Source organism: Alteromonas sp. 4NS20-0143 (assembly GCF_057542855.1).
The window spans coordinates 494,693-515,854 of the sequence record NZ_BAAJLR010000001.1 but is presented as its reverse complement, the minus strand read 5'-3'; the positions used below and the strand labels follow the sequence as shown (position 1 = coordinate 515,854).

At 43.9% G+C, this 21,162-nt stretch carries 23 protein-coding genes; 17 read left to right on the top strand and 6 right to left on the bottom strand.

Annotation, left to right across the window (positions count from 1 at the left end; translation table 11 throughout):
• Positions 1-120 precede the first annotated feature (120 nt).
• Positions 121-603, top strand: a complete 483-nt coding sequence (locus AC27HD_RS02210; protein ID WP_032096233.1) for a c-type cytochrome — start codon at positions 121-123, stop codon at positions 601-603.
• 70 nt (positions 604-673) lie between these two features.
• On the opposite strand, the gene AC27HD_RS02205 is transcribed toward AC27HD_RS02210, so the two are convergent.
• Entirely contained in the window at positions 674-2,305 is a 1,632-nt protein-coding gene (locus AC27HD_RS02205) for an FMN-binding glutamate synthase family protein (protein ID WP_032096234.1), read from the bottom strand.
• Positions 2,306-2,630: 325 nt separating this feature from the next.
• Here AC27HD_RS02205 and AC27HD_RS02200 point away from each other — a divergent pair, with 325 nt between their 5' ends.
• The 3 genes from AC27HD_RS02200 (at position 2,631) to bfr (AC27HD_RS02190) (ending at position 5,280) form a co-directional block, all read left to right on the top strand.
• Positions 2,631-4,202, top strand: a complete 1,572-nt coding sequence (locus AC27HD_RS02200) for a cation:proton antiporter domain-containing protein (protein WP_487103492.1) — start codon at positions 2,631-2,633, stop codon at positions 4,200-4,202.
• A 134-nt stretch (positions 4,203-4,336) separates the two neighbouring features.
• The gene (bfr, locus tag AC27HD_RS02195; RefSeq protein ID WP_032096236.1) at positions 4,337-4,813 is read left to right on the top strand and encodes a bacterioferritin; all 477 of its coding nucleotides are present in this window, start codon (positions 4,337-4,339) and stop codon (positions 4,811-4,813) included.
• A complete protein-coding gene (gene bfr, locus AC27HD_RS02190) occupies positions 4,813-5,280 on the top strand; it encodes a bacterioferritin (RefSeq protein WP_032096237.1) in 468 nt (155 codons plus the stop codon). Before bfr (AC27HD_RS02195) ends, bfr (AC27HD_RS02190) begins: the two co-directional genes overlap by 1 nt.
• Before the next feature lie 8 nt (positions 5,281-5,288).
• Here the strand turns inward: bfr (AC27HD_RS02190) and AC27HD_RS02185 are convergent, their stop codons facing one another.
• Positions 5,289-5,768, bottom strand: a complete 480-nt coding sequence (locus AC27HD_RS02185) for a hypothetical protein (protein ID WP_032096238.1) — start codon at positions 5,766-5,768, stop codon at positions 5,289-5,291.
• Positions 5,769-5,995: 227 nt separating this feature from the next.
• On the opposite strand from AC27HD_RS02185, the gene ccoN reads away from it, so the two are divergent.
• The 12 genes from ccoN (at position 5,996) to AC27HD_RS02125 (ending at position 17,115) form a co-directional block, all read left to right on the top strand.
• Positions 5,996-7,429, top strand: a complete 1,434-nt coding sequence (gene ccoN, locus AC27HD_RS02180; RefSeq protein ID WP_032096239.1) for a cytochrome-c oxidase, cbb3-type subunit I — start codon at positions 5,996-5,998, stop codon at positions 7,427-7,429.
• Positions 7,430-7,444: 15 nt separating this feature from the next.
• Positions 7,445-8,050, top strand: a complete 606-nt coding sequence (gene ccoO / locus AC27HD_RS02175) for a cytochrome-c oxidase, cbb3-type subunit II (RefSeq protein ID WP_032096240.1) — start codon at positions 7,445-7,447, stop codon at positions 8,048-8,050.
• 1 nt (position 8,051) lies between these two features.
• Positions 8,052-8,213, top strand: coding sequence for a cbb3-type cytochrome oxidase subunit 3 (locus tag AC27HD_RS02170; protein ID WP_032096241.1), 162 nt, complete (start codon positions 8,052-8,054; stop codon positions 8,211-8,213).
• A gap of 16 nt (positions 8,214-8,229) precedes the next feature.
• Positions 8,230-9,183 carry a cytochrome-c oxidase, cbb3-type subunit III gene (gene ccoP, locus AC27HD_RS02165; protein WP_032096242.1) on the top strand — a complete coding sequence of 318 codons (954 nt, stop codon included), beginning with the start codon at positions 8,230-8,232 and terminating at the stop codon, positions 9,181-9,183.
• Positions 9,184-9,412: 229 nt separating this feature from the next.
• The gene (locus AC27HD_RS02160) at positions 9,413-9,892 is read left to right on the top strand and encodes a FixH family protein (protein WP_032096243.1); all 480 of its coding nucleotides are present in this window, start codon (positions 9,413-9,415) and stop codon (positions 9,890-9,892) included.
• A complete protein-coding gene (locus AC27HD_RS02155) occupies positions 9,892-12,279 on the top strand; it encodes a heavy metal translocating P-type ATPase (protein WP_487103488.1) in 2,388 nt (795 codons plus the stop codon). The genes AC27HD_RS02160 and AC27HD_RS02155 overlap by 1 nt, the downstream gene beginning before the upstream one ends.
• Position 12,280: 1 nt before the next feature.
• Positions 12,281-12,496 carry a cbb3-type cytochrome oxidase assembly protein CcoS gene (gene ccoS, locus AC27HD_RS02150; RefSeq protein WP_032096245.1) on the top strand — a complete coding sequence of 72 codons (216 nt, stop codon included), beginning with the start codon at positions 12,281-12,283 and terminating at the stop codon, positions 12,494-12,496.
• A complete protein-coding gene (locus tag AC27HD_RS02145; protein ID WP_487103485.1) occupies positions 12,483-13,142 on the top strand; it encodes a sulfite exporter TauE/SafE family protein in 660 nt (219 codons plus the stop codon). Before ccoS ends, AC27HD_RS02145 begins: the two co-directional genes overlap by 14 nt.
• Before the next feature lie 47 nt (positions 13,143-13,189).
• Complete coding sequence (gene fnr / locus AC27HD_RS02140; RefSeq protein WP_032096247.1) at positions 13,190-13,930, top strand: fumarate/nitrate reduction transcriptional regulator Fnr; 741 nt, start codon at positions 13,190-13,192, stop codon at positions 13,928-13,930.
• 117 nt (positions 13,931-14,047) lie between these two features.
• Positions 14,048-14,971: a universal stress protein UspE gene (gene uspE / locus AC27HD_RS02135; protein ID WP_487103483.1), complete on the top strand. Its 924-nt coding sequence runs from the start codon at positions 14,048-14,050 to the stop codon at positions 14,969-14,971.
• 179 nt (positions 14,972-15,150) lie between these two features.
• Entirely contained in the window at positions 15,151-16,104 is a 954-nt protein-coding gene (gene ttcA, locus AC27HD_RS02130; RefSeq protein ID WP_487103481.1) for a tRNA 2-thiocytidine(32) synthetase TtcA, read from the top strand.
• Positions 16,105-17,115, top strand: coding sequence for a patatin-like phospholipase family protein (locus AC27HD_RS02125; protein WP_032096250.1), 1,011 nt, complete (start codon positions 16,105-16,107; stop codon positions 17,113-17,115).
• On the opposite strand, the gene AC27HD_RS02120 is transcribed toward AC27HD_RS02125, so the two are convergent.
• From AC27HD_RS02120 to AC27HD_RS02110, 3 genes are read right to left on the bottom strand one after another with little or no spacing between them, the layout of a single operon-like run.
• The gene (locus AC27HD_RS02120) at positions 17,107-17,742 is read right to left on the bottom strand and encodes a DUF2987 domain-containing protein (RefSeq protein ID WP_487103479.1); all 636 of its coding nucleotides are present in this window, start codon (positions 17,740-17,742) and stop codon (positions 17,107-17,109) included. The two genes, AC27HD_RS02125 and AC27HD_RS02120, sit on opposite strands and share 9 nt — an antisense overlap.
• Positions 17,739-18,530, bottom strand: coding sequence for a glucosaminidase domain-containing protein (locus AC27HD_RS02115; protein ID WP_032096252.1), 792 nt, complete (start codon positions 18,528-18,530; stop codon positions 17,739-17,741). The genes AC27HD_RS02120 and AC27HD_RS02115 overlap by 4 nt, the downstream gene beginning before the upstream one ends.
• Positions 18,523-19,254 carry a YciC family protein gene (locus AC27HD_RS02110; RefSeq protein ID WP_032096253.1) on the bottom strand — a complete coding sequence of 244 codons (732 nt, stop codon included), beginning with the start codon at positions 19,252-19,254 and terminating at the stop codon, positions 18,523-18,525. The genes AC27HD_RS02115 and AC27HD_RS02110 overlap by 8 nt, the downstream gene beginning before the upstream one ends.
• A gap of 808 nt (positions 19,255-20,062) precedes the next feature.
• Between AC27HD_RS02110 and AC27HD_RS02105 the strand changes: the two genes are divergently transcribed.
• Positions 20,063-20,494, top strand: a complete 432-nt coding sequence (locus tag AC27HD_RS02105) for a hypothetical protein (RefSeq protein WP_032096254.1) — start codon at positions 20,063-20,065, stop codon at positions 20,492-20,494.
• Positions 20,495-20,533: 39 nt separating this feature from the next.
• Here the strand turns inward: AC27HD_RS02105 and AC27HD_RS02100 are convergent, their stop codons facing one another.
• Positions 20,534-21,160 (bottom strand): LysE family translocator, encoded by a 627-nt coding sequence (locus AC27HD_RS02100; protein WP_032096255.1) that lies wholly within the window; start codon positions 21,158-21,160, stop codon positions 20,534-20,536.
• Positions 21,161-21,162: the final 2 nt, after the last annotated feature.

The window sequence follows — 21,162 nt, the reverse complement described above, 5'->3', positions numbered from 1 at the left end:
TGTCGTAATGTTAATAGTAGTGCATGTTTTTTAGCTTTGGATTGAGCTAAATCAAATAGTGTCAGTTATATTTAGACAATACTTGTTAATGAACCACATGGGTTGGTTAAGGAGAAAACTATGCGTATTACAATAATGCTACTGGCGTGCCTCTTCTTAAGTGCATGCGATCAAGGTGCAAAATCCCCTAGAGGATTCAGCTTACCAGAGGGCGACATCGAACAAGGTAAAACGGTATTTAAGAAATATGGATGCAACGATTGTCACACGGTTGCAGGCGAAAAAGCAGACAGTGATGCCCGCTATTTAATAAGCCACCCTATTCCCCTTGGCGGAAGCAGTGGTAGAATAAAAACCTATGGTGAATTAGTTACCAGTATTATTAACCCTTCTCACAAACTTACACCACGTCGCCCAGCAAGTTTTACCAGTGAAGACGGTGTATCGTTTATGCGTATTATCAATGATGAATTAACCGTGAGTGAACTTATAGACCTAGTGTCCTATTTGCAGCCTAAGTACAAAGTGATGCCCTATCGCACCACCGACTACCGTTTATATCAACTGAGGATCCCTGAAAAAGCGGCTGAAAACAACGACTGAATGGGTTACGTTAATTAGATTTGAAAGTGCTATTCAACGCCTTTTTTAGATTTAAGGTAAAGGCAGATGTCTAGGACACTGCCTTTGTTTCTTTATCTATTTCCGCAAGCAAGCTAGAGGGCATAAAGCTATCTGCGTTAGCTTCCTCATAGTGTAATTTGTAGCGCTCTGGTATTTCGTCGGTCAAGAAAGCGCCTTTTTTAATTAAAGGGTACATTTCGTCATAACGGGCAACGTTACATTGGTCGATACGCTTAAATATGTGGGTTCTATTTAACTCATTGGTATTTTTGTGGCCGGTCGATGACAGTAAATCGATAAGTGCATGAACCGTCTTTTGATGAAAGCGATAAACACGCTCAAATTTATCTTCAACGTTGAGACCTCTCGCCAACCGCGGATCTTGTGTCGCTACACCTGTTGGACATCTATTAGTATTACACGACAGAGATTGCACACAGCCTAACGCCAACATCATCCCCCTTGCGCTGTTACATAAATCTGCCCCTAAGCTAAGGTTTTTAGCCAATTGAAATGCGCTGATTATTTTACCTGACGCAATAATCTTTATATTTTCACGTAAACCAAACCCCATTAAGCAATCATCCACAAAGGCCAGCGCGTCACGTAATGGAAAGCCAATAGAGTTGGTATATTCAAGCGGCGCTGCGCCTGTGCCGCCCTCGCCCCCATCTACTGTAATAAAATCAGGGGTTATTCCTTTGCTCACCATGGCTTTACACATAGCAATAAATTCGCTTTTTCTGCCTAGGGCTAGCTTAATCCCAACGGGCTTTCCACCGCTTAAATCTCGTAGATATTGAATAAAATCAACCATTTCCAACGGCGATGAAAACGCACTGTGCCGTGGTGGTGAGTCGACCTGGGTACCCGCTGTTACCCCTCTAATTTTCGCTATCTCAGGGGTGTTTTTGTAAGCAGGTAAAATTCCTCCGTGACCTGGCTTTGCTCCCTGACTCAGCTTAATTTCAATCATTTTCACGTTTTCTAACGTTGCTTTTTCTTTAAACGATTCAGCCTCAAACTTGCCATCCTCGGTTCTACAACCAAAGTAGCCCGTGCCGATTTGCCACACCACATCGCCCTTGTTTTCAAGATGATAAGGGGTAAGGCCTCCTTCCCCCGTGTTATGATAGAAACCGCCTTTAGCCGCACCTTTATTCAATGCCAAAATAGCGTTTTTCGATAGGCTGCCAAAACTCATTGCACTTATATTGAGTACACTCGCTCTATAAGGCTGTTTGCAATGGGGACCGCCAATATTCACACGTGGGTTTTGTTCCACATCGTCAACTTCCCGGGCAGCTAGAGAATGGCCCATCCATTCATAGCCTTCTTCGTAAGTATCCAACTGTGTTCCAAAAGGTACAGTTTCTCTGCTATCTTTGGCTCTTTGATACACGATGTTTCGAAACATACGAGAAATCGGGGCACCTCCCGTATCCGTTTCGATAATATACTGTTGAATATAAGGCCGTAACCCTTCAATTCCCCATCTTGCTCGGCCAATCAACGGAAAGTTCCTCAGTATGGCATGCTGCGGTTGATAAGCGTCATATAAACCAATGATGAGTAATGGTACTGTGACGATGAGTAACCACCACAAACTAGGCTCGATGACGCTCAAACCAACATTGATTGCAACAAATGCAGTTAGTGTGAATAAAATTGTTTTTCGCATTGTATTTCCTTTACTTCTTTGACTGGCGTTGCTTGCTTATTGGTATTGCTGAAACGAAAGCCCTGTACGCTAGGCTTCCCATCTGAGTCTATGTAATATTGATTATCTAATTGTTTTTATGTGATTTTATTGATTAAGATCAATTAAATAAGTTACGCATAACCAGTTGTGGAGTTGATGTGCCGTAATTGTTATGCGAATTTTTTATTTTACGTGATAATGTTTATATCACTGAGGTCTGCCATACATAAAGACTTATTTATGACTAGGGCGTGATGACCTTACGGCACCGTCATTTTTAAAAACTAATAGGGTTAAAGTATCCATGGAGTATGCGTTTCTTCTCTTTGCTTTCGTATGTGGATTAACGGTTAAATTAATTGGTGTACCGCCACTTGTTGGCTACCTCATCGCAGGTTTTCTTCTCAACTTCGCTGGTTATTCGTTAACTGATGATCTTACCCAAATAGCGAATTTGGGTATAACCATTATGCTGTTCACTATTGGACTTAAACTTAATCTGAAAGATTTAAGTCGAAGAGAAGTATGGGCCGGCAGTGTTTCTCACACACTAATCTGGATTGGTGTTATCACCTGCGTCATCTACGGTGCTGCGGCGTTAGTCGCTCAAGCCTCTGACGCCGTTTCTTGGCAAAGTGCTGTGCTCATTGCCTTTGCGCTCAGTTTTAGCAGTACCGTTTGCGTTGTAAAAGTGCTTGAAGAAAGTGGTGAAAGTAAAACGCGCCACGGACGCTTAGCCATTGGCATTTTAGTGATGCAAGACGTTTTTGCGGTAGTGTTCCTCGTGGCAGCTACAGGTAAACTTCCCTCAGTATATGCGCTTGGGCTACTCGCATTATTCCCTGCCATGCCTCTTATTAATAAGATAATAAACAAATCTGGACACGGTGAACTTCTCCCTCTTACCGGTTTTATATTAGCACTTGGCGGTTATCAATTATTTGAACTAGTGAACATAAAGGGTGATTTGGGTGCGCTCATTTTTGGCATCATGTTGGCTCAACATGAAAAAGCCACTGAGCTATCAAAATCACTTTTAAGCTTTAAAGATCTGTTTTTAATTGGTTTCTTCTTAACGATTGGTCTTACTGCATTACCTACCCTGAGTATGGTTGGGATGGCCTTAGTATTCTGTCTTTTTCTACCTTTCAAAGCCATATTGTTTTTTGGGCTTTTCACCTCGTTGCGCCTGCGTGGAAGAACCGCTTACCTAAGCAGTCTAGTTTTGGGAAACTACAGTGAATTTGGCCTTATTGTTGGTGCCGTCGCGGTTTCCATGGGTCTTTTGGCAGAATCATGGCTTGTCATTATTGCCCTCGCGGTATCTATCTCATTTGTCTTCACAAGTATTTTATATAAAGGTTCTCATTCTCAATATAACCGCTTTAAAGACAAAATTAAGCGGTTTGAAAAAGAAGAACGATTAAAAGAAGATGTTTACCCTACTTTGTCACAGGCAGAATTTTTAGTGATTGGTATGGGTCGCGTAGGCCGAGGCGCATTTAACGCCCTGTCGAAGCTGTCTGATGTCAATGTATGTGGTATGGATGCAGATAGAATTAAAATTAAGAAAATGGCAAACGAAGGCCATAAGGTAATTTGCGGCGATGGCGAAGATGTAGACCTGTGGGAAAATCTAGATTTAAACAGTACGCAGCTGGTACTGCTGGCATTACCCTCTATTCAAGACGCGATAAATATTACTACTCAGCTCAAGAACGCGGGTTACCAGGGTCGTGTTGCTGCCATAGCGCGCTATGAAGATGAAGTGTCTTACCTACTTGAAAACGGCATAGACAAAGTCTTTAATTTCTTTACTGAAGCTGGGCTTGGTTTCGCCGATGAGAGCTTAACCTATGTACGCTCCCATCAGTAAGGTATTACTAATGCGAACGAAGGATTGATTGAGAACTGTTTTCATTAGTAAATCATTGTTTTTACTAATATTTTTTGACATACCCCGCACTTTCAACTAGACTCCACACATTATTTTCAGATAGGACGTTCGCAATGCAAGGCGATAGACAAGTTATAGCGAAATTGAACGAGGTTCTCACAAGCGAACTTACCTCGATAAATCAATACTTTCTGCACGCTCGTATGTTTAAAAATTGGGGATTTGAAGTTCTCAATACCAAGAACTACAAAAAGTCGATTAAAGACATGAAGCAGGCAGATGACATTATAGAGCGCATTTTATTCCTTGAAGGCTTACCTAATCTTCAGGCGCTTGGAAAACTTTATATTGGCGAAGACACAGTTGAAATGCTCAATTGTGATGCTCGTTTTGAAAAAGAGCAGCTTCCCCTTCTACGCGAAGCCATTGCGCTGTGCGAGGAAAAACAAGATTACGTTTCAAGAGATTTACTCGAAGACATTCTCGAATACGAAGAAGAACACCTAGACTGGATTGAAACGCAAGAATATCAAATTGATGCCATGGGCATTGAAAATTATCTTCAAGCGCAAGTAATGGGAGACGACTAATGAAAGGCAATCAAAACATCATCAACGGTCTTAACGAATTACTGGGCTATGAGCTTGCCGCGATGGATCAGTACTTTATACATTCACAAATGTATCTAGACTGGGGCTTCAACAAATTGTACGAGCGCATCGACCACGAGTTTGACGATGAGCGCGGCCACGCAACTAAGCTAATAGAACGCATGCTGTTTCTAGAAGGCACTCCGGATATGGTCACTCGCACAGGTCTTAAAGTGGGGACTGACGTTCCTGAAATGCTTGAAAGCGACCTTCGCGTGGAATATGAAGTTGATGCAAAACTGCGTGAAGTTATCGCGTTGTGTGAGCAAGAAAACGATTACGTAACCCGAGATATGCTAATTGTGTTGCTTGACGACACTGAAATGGACCACGCACGCTGGTTAGAGCAACAGCTTGGACTTATTAAACGCATTGGTTTGCAAAATTATCTACAGGCTATGATGTAACAGCGTCGTTAAGCCTCAGTTGTAAAATACAGGTAGCTTGGTGCTGCCTGTTTTTTTATGTTCAATCGGAGTTGCCATGTCATTACCGGCTCGCTGCAGCTGCCTAGCATAAACCAACCGCTCCATTCGCCCTTTACCGATTGTTCGAGCAGTACAGGCACTTTTCCCATATACATATTCACCCCTTCAATCCATGCGCTCTCTATAATTTCATCGTTCGGCATACGAAGTGACAGCGTGATTGATTCTTCTGGCATTGGCTGTGTAGAAAACCGTGCTACAGCTAATTCATCATCTATTAAGAATTCGCAAGTTTTGTTGGAAAACGTGCAGCTACTTTTTAATCCGCTTATAATATCAGTGTCGGTAGAGACTGATGATTGATAACTATGTGCGACATACACACACACAGCAACGACTAAAATAGCGACGAGAGGCAACTGAGTTTGTAAAAACTTTGATCTTTTATTGTTATCGCTTTTTTTCATTTCTTAAATTTTATGTATTTCTTTATTGATAGAGATCAAGCAAGGCCAGTTTGTGGTATCTTTTTGTTATCAAAAACCTTATTATCCGCGGACCAACTGGCTTGGAGACAATAATTATTACTCTTTCCGGGCTCGGTGTGAAGCGTTATTATTAGCTGATACGCGTTTCAACCGCACTATTCGGCAGTTGGAGACCATAGTTCATTTGAAGTGGAAGATTCATTAAAATGAGTGAGACAAGCCAAGCACAACCTGATTACAATTATAAAGTAGTTAGGCAATTTACCATCATGACCATAGTCTGGGGTATCATTGGTATGGGACTGGGGGTATTCATTGCAGCGCAATTGTTTGCACCTATGCTCAACTTTGACACGCCGTGGCTAACATTTTCGCGTTTGCGTCCTTTGCACACTAACGCCGTTATCTTTGCCTTTGGCGGCTGCGCATTGTTTGCGACGTCGTACTATATCGTTCAACGTACCAGCCAGGTAAGATTGTTCAGTGACAAGCTCGCTGCATTTACTTTCTGGGGCTGGCAAGCAGTCATCGTACTTGCTGTTATCACGTTACCCATGGGGCTTAGCAGTTCAAAAGAATACGCTGAGCTAGAATGGCCAATCGATATTTTAATTGCCCTCGTCTGGATTGCGTACATTATCAACTTCTTCGGTACGTTGGTGATTCGTAAGGTTTCGCACATTTATGTAGCAAACTGGTTCCTAGGCGCATTCATGCTTACCGTTGCTGTTTTGCACATTGGTAACAGCATGGCAATTCCTGTGTCTTTCACTAAATCATACTCATTGTACGCGGGTGCAGTGGACGCCATGATGCAGTGGTGGTACGGACACAACGCTGTAGGCTTCTTCCTTACCGCCGGTTTCTTAGGAATGATGTATTACTTCGTGCCTAAACAAGCTGGACGCCCGGTTTACTCATACAGATTATCAATCGTTCACTTTTGGGCGCTGATTTCACTTTACATTTGGGCTGGTCCTCACCACCTTCATTACACTGCCCTTCCAGATTGGACGCAGTCATTGGGTATGGTGATGTCGATTATATTATTCGTGCCCTCTTGGGGCGGAATGATTAACGGCATAATGACCTTATCAGGCGCATGGCATAAGCTACGCACCGACCCAGTATTGCGCTTCCTTATTGTTTCATTGTCTTTCTATGGTATGTCTACCTTTGAAGGCCCTATGATGGCAATCAAAACAGTAAACGCACTATCGCATTACACAGACTGGACAATCGGACACGTTCACTCGGGTGCGCTAGGTTGGGTTGCTATGGTGTCAATTGGCTCTATTTACCACTTGATCCCAATACTGTTTAACCAGCCGGCAATGTACAGCACGCGTCTTGTTAATGTTCACTTCTGGTTTGCCACAATTGGCGTTGTACTTTACATCGTAGCAATGTGGATGTCGGGCGTACTACAAGGTCTTATGTGGCGTGCAGTTAATGCAGACGGCACACTGACGTACAGTTTTGTTGAGTCTTTAGAAGCATCGAAGCCGTTTTATGTAGTGCGTTTCATTGGTGGTTGTTTCGTGGTTACAGGCATGCTTGTCATGGCTTATAACACATGGAAAACCGTTCGTGCCCCTAAAGGCAGTATCGCTGTAGACCCAGCGACACAGCCGGCGTAGTAAAGGAGTCGAATAATGAAAAATCCACATGAGTTAATTGAAAAGAACGTTGGTCTTTTAACCGTACTAATTCTGGTTGCTATCAGCTTTGGTGCCATGGTTCAGATAACGCCGTTGATGTTTCAACAGCAAACAATGGAACCCGTTAAAGGACTACGTCCATACACTGCACTTGAACTTGAAGGTCGTGACATCTATATACGCGAAGGTTGCGTAGGGTGTCACAGCCAAATGATTCGCCCGTTTCGTGCTGAAACTGAGCGTTACGGTCACTACAGTGTTGCTGGTGAGTCTGTATGGGAGCACCCTTTCCTTTGGGGCTCAAAACGTACAGGTCCTGACCTAGCGCGTGTTGGCGGTCGTTACAGTGACGAGTGGCATCGTGTTCACCTGCTTAATCCTCGCAATGTTGTTCCAGAATCTAATATGCCAGGTTTCCCTTGGCTTGCAGAAAACACGCTAGAAGGCGAGTTGACGGCAGAGAAAATGGAAGTATTCCGCGGCTTTGGTGTTCCTTACACAGATGAAGATATCGCGGGTGCAAAAGCGGCAGTACAGGGTAAATCAGAAATGCAGGCCCTTATTGCTTATCTACAATCTCTTGGCACACATTTGAAATAATATGGATCAGGGAATTATAGGCAGCATTTTTACTATCATCGTCTTTGTTAGCTTTATTGGCATAGTTTGGTGGGCTTTCAGTAGTCGCAACAAACAAAAGTTTGATGAAGCCGCAAACCTTCCGTTTGCAGACGAAGAAAAAGAAAAATCAAAAGAAGATTAGCAGGAGTCTTGAACTCATGAGTATGTTTTGGACAATTTGGATTTCAGTGATAACCCTAGGGTTAATCATTGGTTGCTACTTCCTTCTGCGCTGGTGCCTTTCTAACCAGACAGGTGTACCAGAAGGAGAGTCAATGGGGCACGAATTCGATGGGATTGAGGAGCTGAACAACCAGCTTCCTCGTTGGTGGACAATTATGTTCTACATGACCATCGTTTGGGGCTTTATATATCTTGCACTATACCCGGGCTTAGGTGCATACGAAGGTCTTCTAGGATGGAAAAGTTCTAACCAGAACGTTCAGTCTCTAGAAGAGTCTATGCAAGCGCGTATAGATGCGAAAGAGCAAGGTAAACTGGTTGAGTATGACCGCGAGCTAGATTATGCGGCAGACAAGTTTGACCCAATCTTTGAAGCTTATGCACAAGTGCCTGTTGAAGAGTTAGCGAATGACGCGGAAGCCAACAAAGTTGGACAACGCTTGTTCTTACAAAACTGTTCACAGTGCCACGGTTCTGATGCGCGTGGTCAGAACGGCGGCTTCCCTAACCTAACGGATGACGATTGGTTGTACGGCGGTTCGGGCGATAAAATTGTGGAAACGCTAATCAACGGTCGTCGCGCAGCAATGCCTGCATGGCTTGACGCAATGGGCGAAGACGGTATTAACGAAGTGGTTAACTACGTACTTAGTCTTAGCGGTCGCGATGTAGACCCACAGTTAGCGAAAGCAGGTAAAACCCGCTTCGCGGCTTGTGCTGCATGTCACGGTATGGACGGTAAGGGCAATCAAATGCTTGGCGCTCCGAACCTTACTGACAACATTTGGCTTTATGGCGGCAGCCACCGAGCGGTGACAGAAACCCTTACCTACGGCAGAAACGGTGTAATGCCTGCTTTTGAAAAGACGTTGGGTAAAGATAAGATTCACGTTGTTGCAGCTTACGTATATAGCCTTTCAAATGATTAATCATTGAAAAGCTAAATATCGCAAAAGGCCCCGTTACTGCGGGGCTTTTTTTATGAGAAAATACCATCACTTAGCCATTGGTTTTACTTAACCAGTCGCTATCAAATGTAAACACTAAATGTATATTCATGATTATTTTTGCGCGGTTTTTGAAAGTCTCGAAGCCTTAAGCTAGCGAAGAGTGAACATGAATATGCAGTTAGCGAAACAACGATGAGATCAACGATTAATGAATACACCTTGGTATAAACAATTTTGGCCGTGGTTTCTTATTGCCGTGCCAGTGATCACCGCAATCATGGGTGGCGTGCTGCTTAAGCTTGCCATTTCAACAGAAGATAGTTTGGTGGTAGACGATTACTACAAGGAAGGTAAAGCAATCAACGCACGACTAGACAAAGAGGCCGTTGCACGCAAACTTAACATGACCTCCGATCTCACCATTAAAGATGGCAGCATTGCATTAGAATTTCACTCAGGTATTCCAGCAGAGGGCAATGCGCTTAAGCTGAACTTTTACCACGTGACCTTAGAAGATAAAGATGTAAGCACCCTACTTAGCCGTGACGCCAACGGTATTTATCGTGGATTTATAGAAGCGAATTTAGACGGTAAATGGCAGGTTTCGCTGACACCCGTGGACGAAGCATGGAAAATCCAAAATACACTCATATTGCCTACTACTAATGTTATAAAGTTTAACCCGTAATGAGCGAAGCTACCTGTTATCACTGTGGTTTACCCAATGATGACGACAAACGTTTTGAAACCGTCATTTTAGGCCAAACCAGACAAATGTGCTGCCCTGGCTGCTTAGCGGTTGCTGAGGCCATTGTAAGCAATGGCCTAGAAGACTATTATCAGTTTAGAACCGAACCTGCGCAAAAGTCTGACGATAGCATTCTCGACACCTTAGACAGGTTAAAAGTGTTTGATGATCCAACGCTTCAAGATGAATTCGTTTACGACGAAGGCAAGCATAAACAAATACAGTTAACTCTTGAGGGTATCACCTGTGCTGCTTGCGGTTGGTTAATTGAAAAGCAGCTATCCAAAGTAGACGGTATTAAGCAAGTCGCGGTAAACGTACAGGAACGCCGTGCCTTAGTAACTTGGTCTGCCTCAGTCATTAAATTAAGCCAAATTCTATCCACGTTAAAGCGCATCGGCTATTCCGGCTCCCCTTTTCACCCTGATGAGCACGAGGCCAGTTACAAGCGCGAAGAAAAAGTCTTTATTAAAAAGCTTGGGTTAGCCGGTATTATGACCATGCAGGTTATGATGCTGATGACAGGCCTATATTTTGATTGGTTTGGCGCTATCGAATTAGAAACCCGCCAATACTTTTATTGGGTGGCGCTTACACTTACCACGCCAGTGGTCTTGTATTCCGGAAGCACATTTTACTTGGGCGCATTAAAAGCAATAAGCGCCAAAACTGTCAATATGGACGTGCCCGTTACCATCGCTATTTTTGGCACCTATATAGCAGGTATTCGTTCAACCCTGCTAGAACAGGGAGAGGTGTACTTCGAATCTATTTGTATGTTTATCTTTTTGCTGCTGTTAAGCCGGTTTTTAGAACATAGAAGCAGGCATCGTGCGGCGCAGATTTCAGCAAATATGATGCAGTACATACCCGTTTCTGCATCCAAATTAGAAGCCGACGGAAGCGTGATCGAATGCTTAGCCAAGCAACTGTCTAAAGATGATGTGGTGCTAATAAAGCCTGGGGAAACTATTCCTATCGATGGCTATGTTACTGATGGCAATGCGTCGGTGGATGAGTCCATGCTGACCGGGGAATTTAACCCCGTGATGAAACATGAGAAAAGCACAGTGTATGGCGGCACGATATGCAAAGACGGTTCATTAACCGTTGTCGTAACAAATACCCTTAAGAATGCGCTGGTTAATCAAATAATGCGTTTGCAGGCAAGCGCCATGGCCAGCAAGCCAAAGGCGGCACAGCTTGCTGATGAGTTCTCTCGCTACTTTGTGGTATCGGTGTTACTCATTGCATTGCTCACTTATGCCTATTGGACCTATACCGGCAATGTAGATGCGTTTTGGATCACCATTTCTGTGCTTGTTGCTACCTGCCCGTGTGCATTAGGTTTAGCAACGCCTTCAGCTTTAACTTGTGCAATGGCCAAATTGAACAAACAAGGCATTTTGCTAAAGCGAGCCGACGCTCTCGAGCAAATTACCACAATTGATACAGTCGCCTTAGACAAAACAGGTACGCTTACCCAAGGTAAATTTAGCCTTCGACATAGCTGGTATGCGCAGGGTGTAGACAGTCAGCGGGCCTGGGAAATTGCCTCGGCACTAGAATCACGCTCTGAGCACCCTATCGCACACGCATTTTCTGATGACATTAAGCATAAGGTCTCTCAATTTACCGTGACACCCGGTGGCGGAATAAGTGGCGAAGTCAACGGCGTTGCCTTTGAAATGGGTTCAGCTATCTTTTGCGGTGTTAACTCATCAAGTAACGAAAGTATTCCCATTGCCGCCAATGTATATTTAGCGACAAAAGGGAAACTGGTTGCAGCATTTGAAGTAAGCGATACGCTGCGTGATGATACCAAATCGACCCTAGATGCTTTGGCTTTAACAAACCTGTTGGTAGTGCTTAGTGGAGACACGCAGCAAAACGTAGACGACCTTACTGCCTCACTGCCAGTATCCGTGGCCTTGGGTGGCCTTACTCCTGAACAGAAATACGCGGAGGTTCAAACGCTTCAGTCACAAGGCAAAAAGGTGATGATGATGGGCGATGGCATTAACGACGCGCCAGTATTGGCCAGTGCCGACGTTGCAGTGGCAGTAGGTAACGCCACTGATGTGGCTAAAACCGCTGCAGATGTCATCTTGTTGGGCGATCAGTTATTGTCTGTACCGGCGCTTATCGATACAGCGCACCAAACCCGGAAAAAAATTCGCCAAAACATTGGTTGGTCTGTGCTGTATAACATTATCATTCTACCTTTTGCCGTTTCGGGTTTACTTTCCCCTTGGGTGGCTGTTGTAGGTATGTCGTTAAGCAGTATCATTGTGGTTACAAATTCAACACGATTATTGAGCAAATAACATGAGCATTATTTATGTCTTAATTCCCATTGCGATTATCATTGTTGCTCTTGCGATCGTTATCTTTTTTTGGGCTGTTAAATCAAATCAATTTGAAGACTTAGACCGACAAGGTTACAGCATTTTGTTTGATGACGACTTACCGCCAGAAGAGAAGAAGCTGGCCGAACAACGCAAAAAGCTTCAACAAGAACAAGATAAGTATGGATCAGATTAATTACTTTTCTGCATTTTTGATTGGCTTAGCCGGCGGCGTGCACTGCGTTGGAATGTGCGGTGGCATTGTATCGGCGCTTAGAATGGTAACGCCAAAAGATAAACCTGCACTTCCCTTCACTCTTGCCTACAACATTGGTCGTATTATTAGTTACACCCTTGCAGGTGCAATCACCGGCGCCTTAGGCAAAATGGCCTCCGACTTTGTGCCCGTGGCCAGTTATGCGTTGTCCATTTTAAGTGCTGTTATGGTATTTTTATTGGCATGCTATTTAGGAAAATGGTGGACAGGGCTTACGGCGCTTGAGAGTGTGGGCAAACATTTATTTCGCTATATCCAGCCGGTTTCAAAACGCTTTCTCCCCTTTAAAACCCCTTTTAGTGCCATACCCTATGGGTTTATTTGGGGGTGGTTGCCGTGTGGCCTAGTTTACTCCACCTTAACCTGGTCTCTCGCGGCGGGCTCAGCGGTTCAAGGCGCTGGTATCATGTTGTGTTTTGGGCTGGGTACACTGCCAACCTTGCTTGCTGTAAGCACCAGTAGCCAGTATATTATTCAGGGGTTTAAGCATAGTGCTGTTCGACAATGCATCGCCATTGCCATGGCCTTATATGCAGCTTATCTTATTTATAGCGCATTATCCTAAATGATGTTGTACCATTTAGGGGTGTGAACTTACAGAGAATAGAAATTATGAGCAAAGGAAGCGGATTCTCTATCCACTGCCAAAACTGCAGCTTCAGTCACTTGTGTTTACCAGTGGCGTTGAATAAGACCGAGATTGAATCTCTCGATGACATCATCGAACGCAAAAAGCCGCTGCACAAAGGTGACACATTAATTAATAACGGCGACACGTTTACGTCATTATTTGCAGTAAGAACCGGATCGTTCAAATCATTTGTGACTAATTCAGATGGTGAAGAACAAATAACCGGTTTTCATTTCCCTGGTGATATTGTGGGTTTCGATGCGCTTCGCGAAAGTAGACATCAAAGCTACACCCAGGCGCTAGAAACGGCCATGGTATGTGAGCTTCCCTACGACACCCTTGATGAAATGTCTGTTCAGTTTCCCAAGCTTCGCCATCAAATCATGAGTTTTATGAGCGCTGAAATAAAGCAAGATCACGATATGATCATGATGCTCAATAAACGCACTGCTGAAGAACGCCTGCTTTATTTTATATCTCACTTGTCTCAGCGTTTTGAAGAGCGTGGTTTCTCTCACCGAGAGTTTCACCTAACCATGACTCGCAACGAAATTGGGAATTACTTAGGCCTGACTATTGAGACTATCAGTCGGTTACTGAGTCGTTTTCAAAAAGAAGGGTTAATTAAAGTGGATGGCAAACTGATCACCATACTCGATTTTGATGCTATCGACGGCAAAGTCACCGCCCTTAAAGGGCCGAGCATTGTTTGCAATGGTTAGCGCACGTTAACGTGGTAGAAGGCTTTGACAAATTTGTTAAAATTTTGATCTAAAACAAGCCACGTTTTCCCTATTGTCTATTACACTTAATGAAGAGCTTCATAGGAAGGAGAAGTTATGATTGAGTGTAATCACATTTTAGCGGTAGTCGATGCTGAGCGTGACAACCAACCTGCGTTAAGCCGCGCTCTCGAGGTTGCCCAAAAAACAGGCGCAACGGTTACTGCGCTAATGGTTGTGTACGACCTATCTTACGATATGACCACCATGCTAAGCCCTGACGAGCGCGATACTATGCGCGATGCTGTCACTAAAGACCAATCTAAGCGACTGTCACAGCAGCTCAAAGAGCAAGGTTTTTCCAATATCGACATAGTGGTTGAGTGGAACAATAAAGCGTACGAATCCATCATTTATTATGCGCTTAACAACCAAATCGACTTAGTCGTCAAAGCAACAAAAAATCACGACGACCTAGCTTCTGTTATATTCACGCCAACCGACTGGCATCTCATGAGAAAGTGCCCTCGCCCAGTGTTGTTAGTAAAAGACCATGACTGGCCTGAAAATGGTGAAATTATTGCGGCGGTAAACGTGGGCAGCGAAGATGAAGAACACGCAGCCCTGAATGACAAAATAACCGACATTGCCAATGAATATGCTCGGCTGCTAAAAGGCCATGTTAATCTGGTCAATAGCTACCCCGCTACTCCGCTCAACATTGCCATAGAGGTTCCCGAGTTTGATTCGGAGAAGTACCACAGCGCGGTTAAAAATCATCATCTTGATGAAATGAATGCCCATGCAGCAAAACACGACATTGCCCCTAACAAATGTATTGTAAAAGAAGGGTTACCTGAACGTGTTATCCCACAAGTTGCTAAAGAGATAGATGCTGAGCTGGTGATCATTGGCACCGTTGGGCGGGTTGGCATATCGGCGGCGCTGATTGGCAATACCGCAGAACATGTTATTGATGCGCTAAATTGCGACGTGTTAGCCATAAAGCCTAACGGATTTGTGTCGCCCTATACCGTGTAGTGCTGACAAATGCCTCAAGGTGCCCGCTATTTACGCTGAGAAATCGCTAAAAAATAGCGACCGTGTGTAACAGGGCGTAATGAAACTGTAAGCGAAGATATTTAACGTACACAAGCATAGTTAACAAAAGCCGCTTTATTGTATAATGGCGGCTTTCACACAAACTAAGTTAGTTAATTATGAGTTTAGGCACAAACGGCGCTGAATCGCCGTCCTCTGCTGCAGCGCAAAGTAAGCAAAAACACAATTTCAATAAACTGCAAAAGCGTCTTCGTCGCAATGTGGGTAAAGCCATAGCCGACTTTGGCATGATTGAAGAGAATGACAAAGTGATGGTATGTCTGTCAGGTGGTAAAGACAGTTACACCATGCTCGATATTCTTATGTTTTTGAAGCGCGCCGCCCCTATTCACTTTGATATTGTGGCAGTGAACCTAGACCAAAAACAACCTGGCTTTCCAGAGCATATTCTTCATGAATATTTAAACAGCTTAGGCGTAGCCTATCAGATAGTAGAAGAAGACACCTACTCTATCGTGAAAGATAAGATTCCTGAGGGCAAAACCACGTGTTCTTTATGTTCTAGGCTGCGCAGAGCTATTTTGTATCGCACAGCAAAAGAGCTTGGGGCGACCAAAATAGCGTTAGGCCATCACCGAGATGACATGCTTGAAACGTTTTTCCTCAATATGTTTCACGGTGGTAAGCTCAAGTCTATGCCGCCTAAGCTAGTCAGTGATAACGGCGAGCATATCGTTATACGCCCCTTGGCGTATTGCACTGAAAGCGACATACAAGAATACTCTACACTGTCTGACTTTCCTATTATCCCGTGTAATTTGTGTGGCTCACAAGATAATTTACAGCGTCAGCATATTAAGGGCATGCTTCAAGATTGGAATAAGCGCTTTCCTGGACGAATTGAGTCTATGTTTAGTGCCCTTCAGAATGTGGCGCCATCCCATTTAGTTGACAGTAACTTATACGACTTTCAATCAATAACTACACATGATGGCCCTGTGAAAGATGGCGACATTGGCTTTGACGAGCCCACTTTTGAAAAGCCAGAAAGTGACCAGTCAGCCGAGGCAGCAGACACTATCGACATCATCAACATTATGGAACCTCAATAGATGAAAATTGGACTCGCTTTAGGAGCGGGTGCAGCGAGAGGCTGGACCCACATTGGTATTATACAAGCACTAGAAAAACTAGGTATTAAGATTGATGTTGTGGCAGGTTGTTCTATTGGTGCGTACGTAGGCGCCGCGTATTCAAGTGGTAAGCTTGAAGGTCTTAAAGAGTGGGCCTGCTCCCTTAGTGATTGGCAGGTGTTAGCCCTCATGGGCGTTGGGCTGCGCAGAGGCGGCCTAGCCAGCGGACAAAAAGTGTTTGATAAACTCGCCAGTGACTTTTGCGCTGATAGCTTTGAGGCAATGAATAAGCCATTTGCCGCAGTGGCCACAGATTTGTATACCGGGCGCGAAGTTGTTTTTGATTCAGGCCCGGTGGGCACTTCAATTCAAGCGTCTTGTGCCATTCCAGCGCTTTTCTCACCGGTAGCGTACAATGACAGGTGGTTGGTAGACGGTGCGGTGGTCAATCCTGTGCCTGTGAACCTCTGTCGACAGCTAGGCGCAGATTTTGTCATTGCGGTTAATCTGAATGCAGACTTTAGACCCCTTAGACTTGAAAAGTTGCGTAAAGATCACGAAGACAATCAAAGAAAAACCGAAGACTTCTTTACCAAAAGCCAAAACGCACTGAAACAGTGGTTCTCTTCAGACAGTAAGTCAGAAGACAGTGATTCCGAAGACGGTCTTGATAAAAAAACCAAGAGCAATAACGACTCATTAGGGGCTGAAGTTATCGAAAAGGTTGAAGAAGAAGTCATGGAAGTTCCTGCAAAGGTCAATAAGAAGAACCCGCCGGGAATAATGAGCGTAATGAGTAGTTCGTTAGAGATATTGCAAGCTAGAGTAACCCGTTCTCGACTTGCTGGCGATCCGCCAGATATCTTAATTGAGCCGCAACTCACTGACGTTGGTATTATGGAATTTCACCGAGCAGAAGAGCTCTGCGCAAAGGGCGAAGAAACTATCACCCGTCTGGCAGAGCAAATACGCTATCAGCTATTAACTTGATGCCATTGCGGTAATACGAAGCGGAGCTTGAGGTAACGATAACCCTTTTGCTTCGCTTATCCACTCTTGCTCAATATGCAATACACCATTGGTGATGGTCACGCCCTCAGGCGTAATATAATCTAAATCTCTGTCCTCAAAATGTATCATCAAGCCTTTAACCGTTGGCATGAGAAAAGACAGGAAGCTCCCCATTTCATTAAAGAACGCTTCGTACTGGCCATACACAAACGTTAACTCATCTTTGGTATAGCGAGCTTTTAAATACTCTGGTTTAGTCTCAAGCTGTACCGACATGTCGCACACATTGGCGCGCTCAACCAACGATATCCGTATTATTGCATTTGCAAGTTTAAGCGCTTTTTCGGTAGGCACCGTAAAGCGTCCTTCATTGCTTACATCTAGGCTCATTGTTTGTTTATCAGTGACAATTTCAGCGCTGGTCATCCCGCATAAACGCCCTTCACCTACACGTAGAAATCCGAATGCGAATTGCAAAGCTTGGGTATCTTCGTTATCCAACTTTTTTACGTGGCTGTAAAACCGACTGTATTCAACATCAATTGTTTCTGCAATTGACTGACCGGTGAAAAATCCACACAGCAACACCATAGCAACTCGTATCATTCGCCCAAAAACTCCTCGTTGTATTTGATCATATTTTGTAGTTCTTCCACGTAGGCAGCGCCACGCTCAGAATATTTCATTAATCCTTCGGCTAACGCTACACCGTTAATAGCAATTTGATTGGCTCTTAATCGGCTACGAATTTCTCGTAAATCCTTATACGCATCGTGCCGGTTTAGGTTTCGCATATAGGTGTATGTAGCCCGTGATAGGTTGTCGAACTTTGCCACCTCATGAGAAGCATCATCATTTCTTCGGCTTGGAACAAAGCCGCATCCTTTGCTAAAACACCACAATCCGAAAAAGTTATAGCCGTCGCGGGCGAATCTACTTGTACCCCACGCTGACTCATTAGCAGCCTGTACCAAGACGAGCTCAGCAGGCAACACATCAATTTTTTGCAATAAATTAAGCAGTTTAGTGTTCAGCGGATCTGAAGACTTCACTCGGTACTCTTTTTCTAACCACGCCAGACGGGTAATGTCGTCTTCACTAAAAGGCTCTTCAGCTAGCGCTTTTCGATAAAGGGTTTGCACATAATGACGAAGTGTAAGCAAGTACGCGTTTTGTTTTTCTACCTCTGGCCTCAAATAGTTAAAAAAAGCAGCCTTCTTTTCCTCTACCTGTGTGTAGACAGAAAAATCTGGTACGGGCTTTTTCGCCTTGATAGTTTCTGGAACGTCGAGAATGTCCTGGGTTTCCTCATTGAAGATAATGGCGTTAATAACAATAACAGCCAATACACCAATGGTGATGAGGACAATTTTAAACGTTTCTCGCTTATGCATTAAAATTAGACTCTTTTACGTCATTTCCTGATGCAGTAACACTGGCGCCTTGTTCTCCTATTAATTCATCGTACAGCAATCCCATCGCGCTGAAATAAAAGGGTAATACCCAAATTAGCGATAAACCAAAGGTAAGCGGCACAGTAGCAAATAATAGAAAGAAAACGCCGTATACGCTCAGCATTTGACTCCAATATGCATTAAAAACGCGACAAGAGAGGATAATTGCGCTGATAGGCGTTAATTTTCTATCTGCCACCAGCATAAGAGCAAACGACGAGGCGAGATAAAAGTAGATGCCAGGAATGATGAGTAGCACTAAGCCTAATTGCACTAAGATGCTGTTAACCAGCTGTGTTAACGCAACTAAAAACAGTAAAGGGAAATAGGCAAAAACCGAAAAGACTGTGGTGCTTTCTCCTCTAGCATGTTTAACGCCCGCCATGTAAAGGCCGGTTATTAACGGAGAGACGATACATATTGCCACAATTTCAAAAATTGATTGATGCTCAAAAATATAACTGCCGTCATCGTTGATAGTGATAAACCGTTGAGCAATCACTCCCATCACTACAAAGGCGAGAAACAGGACAACGCTGCTTTGAAGCAGAGGCGAAAAGTTAGCTTTTGTTAATACAGAAGCTTTTTTCAAGAGCGACTTCAGATCGAATTGATATTGCTTTGCCAATGTTGTGTTTAGGCGGTCAGAATTAACGTCTTTCACTTCGTTCCTATTTTAAAACGTGATAACCGCGCGAGTATAACAATTCACGCAGTTGAATGCTTGTCTGTAACATAACAACAGTTGCCTTTGTGCGTTAATAGTTATTAACGTGGCAAAATTCAAGGTTTGCTTTTCTATCTTTACTTTTCTGTCTTTGTTTCGCCTATCTTTTTTTAAACTGCCCATGCTCAGTCATCTGTGCGTATTGTCTGTTGTTTGTATTGAGTTGCGTTGCGACAACATTCAACATTAACGTCAGTCAAAAGAGTAAGCACATTGAAGAAATACTTGGGTGAACGCGAAACACGTTTCATATAATTAAGGTATTATGCCTGAATACTAGGGCGTGTTGATCTTTGCTGTACATTTTTGCAGCGGTCTGTGAGCTATTTAGACAAGGCGAATGGTTGAAGGTCTAGCGGGCTAAATCGAAACCATTTTACGCAGGATAAATAGCTCACAGGCGCTGCCCGAAGGGGGCGTTATGGAAGCATTTTACTCTTTGTTGCCGCTTTTTTATTTGGGCCCTTTGACTTAGCCCACTAGGCCTACAGGACTGTTTCGCGATTAAAATGCTTCCATTTAGCCCAAAACTTGTACAACAAAGATCAACACGCCCTAAGAGGCACTTCGAAAGATGTTTGTCGCGAGATTTTTGCCATAGCGTGAACGCTTGATGATTACCTTGTGATTACTGTTTGAAGCTTACTTATTGAAGACTATTACTTGCATGGCACCAGTACTTTATTGCTGCTTGTCTTGCCGATAGCGCTATCGCGTTTAATACCAGAGATGGACATGTGTTTTTATGATCAATACCAAAATATATAAAGCTGTATATCAACTTAGCGAGCAGCTTATGGAAGCTGCCAATAAAGACGACAGAGAAACCTTCGACGCATTATACAAAGAGCTGAATGCGCTGTGTATTGAACACGAAGATACTCCAAAAGACCATCCCGAACAGTGGGAAACCCTGGCCGATTTCACAGAAGAACTGGTTGATGCGCTCGTTATTTATGCCAAGGCACTTAAAAAAGCAGAAAAGATAAATTCCAAAGACCACCTCTCTTCCATTGCGTTTTCAATGGCTCAATTACAGGTAGAATGCGGCCAAAAGTACGCAGCCATAAAAAGCCTTGAATCAGCGAAAGTGAGTGCTAATAAAATTGAGGACAAAGAGTTAAAAGAAGAAATTGCTGACATGCTGGCAACCCTTTCTCCAGATTCTGAAGAGTAAGAACGCTCTATCTGCTTAATCTTACCAAAGCAGGTCGCGTTAACCCGCGACCAGCTTCACTGCTAACCCCACCAATAAAACGCCCATTGCGCGGTCTAACCAATAGCCTTTCTTGCCAATGAACTCTGCCACTTTTGAGGTGCTGAGCATATAGGATAAAAAGCAAAACCACAGTCCGGTGGCTATCGCAAGGTAGATGCCATATCCCAACCGTACGCTAAAAGGCGTGTCGATACTGATAATGGCAGTGAACAAAGACAGAAAGAATAAGGTAGCTTTAGGATTGAGTCCGTTAGTCAGAAAACCCATCCAAAGTGCTTTTTTCGGCGATATCATAGCGGTTGCGACTTTTTGCTCATCTGGCAAAGCATCCGTAGATGGACTGCTTCTTAGCGCCCCAAACGCAAGGTAAAGTAAATAGGCCGCTGCCAAATAGCTAAACGTGGTAAATAGCCAAGGCGTAGTGGCAATAACCACACTAAGCCCTACTAGCGAATAGGCTACATGCAATAAAATAGCAGCACCGATGCCTACGCTGGTGAATATCGCAATACGACGTCCATAAGCGACACTATTTCTCACCACAATGGCAAAGTCTGGGCCGGGGCTTGCCACAGCAACTAAATGTACTAAAGCGATGGTAAGGAATTCGTTGAGGTACTGCATTA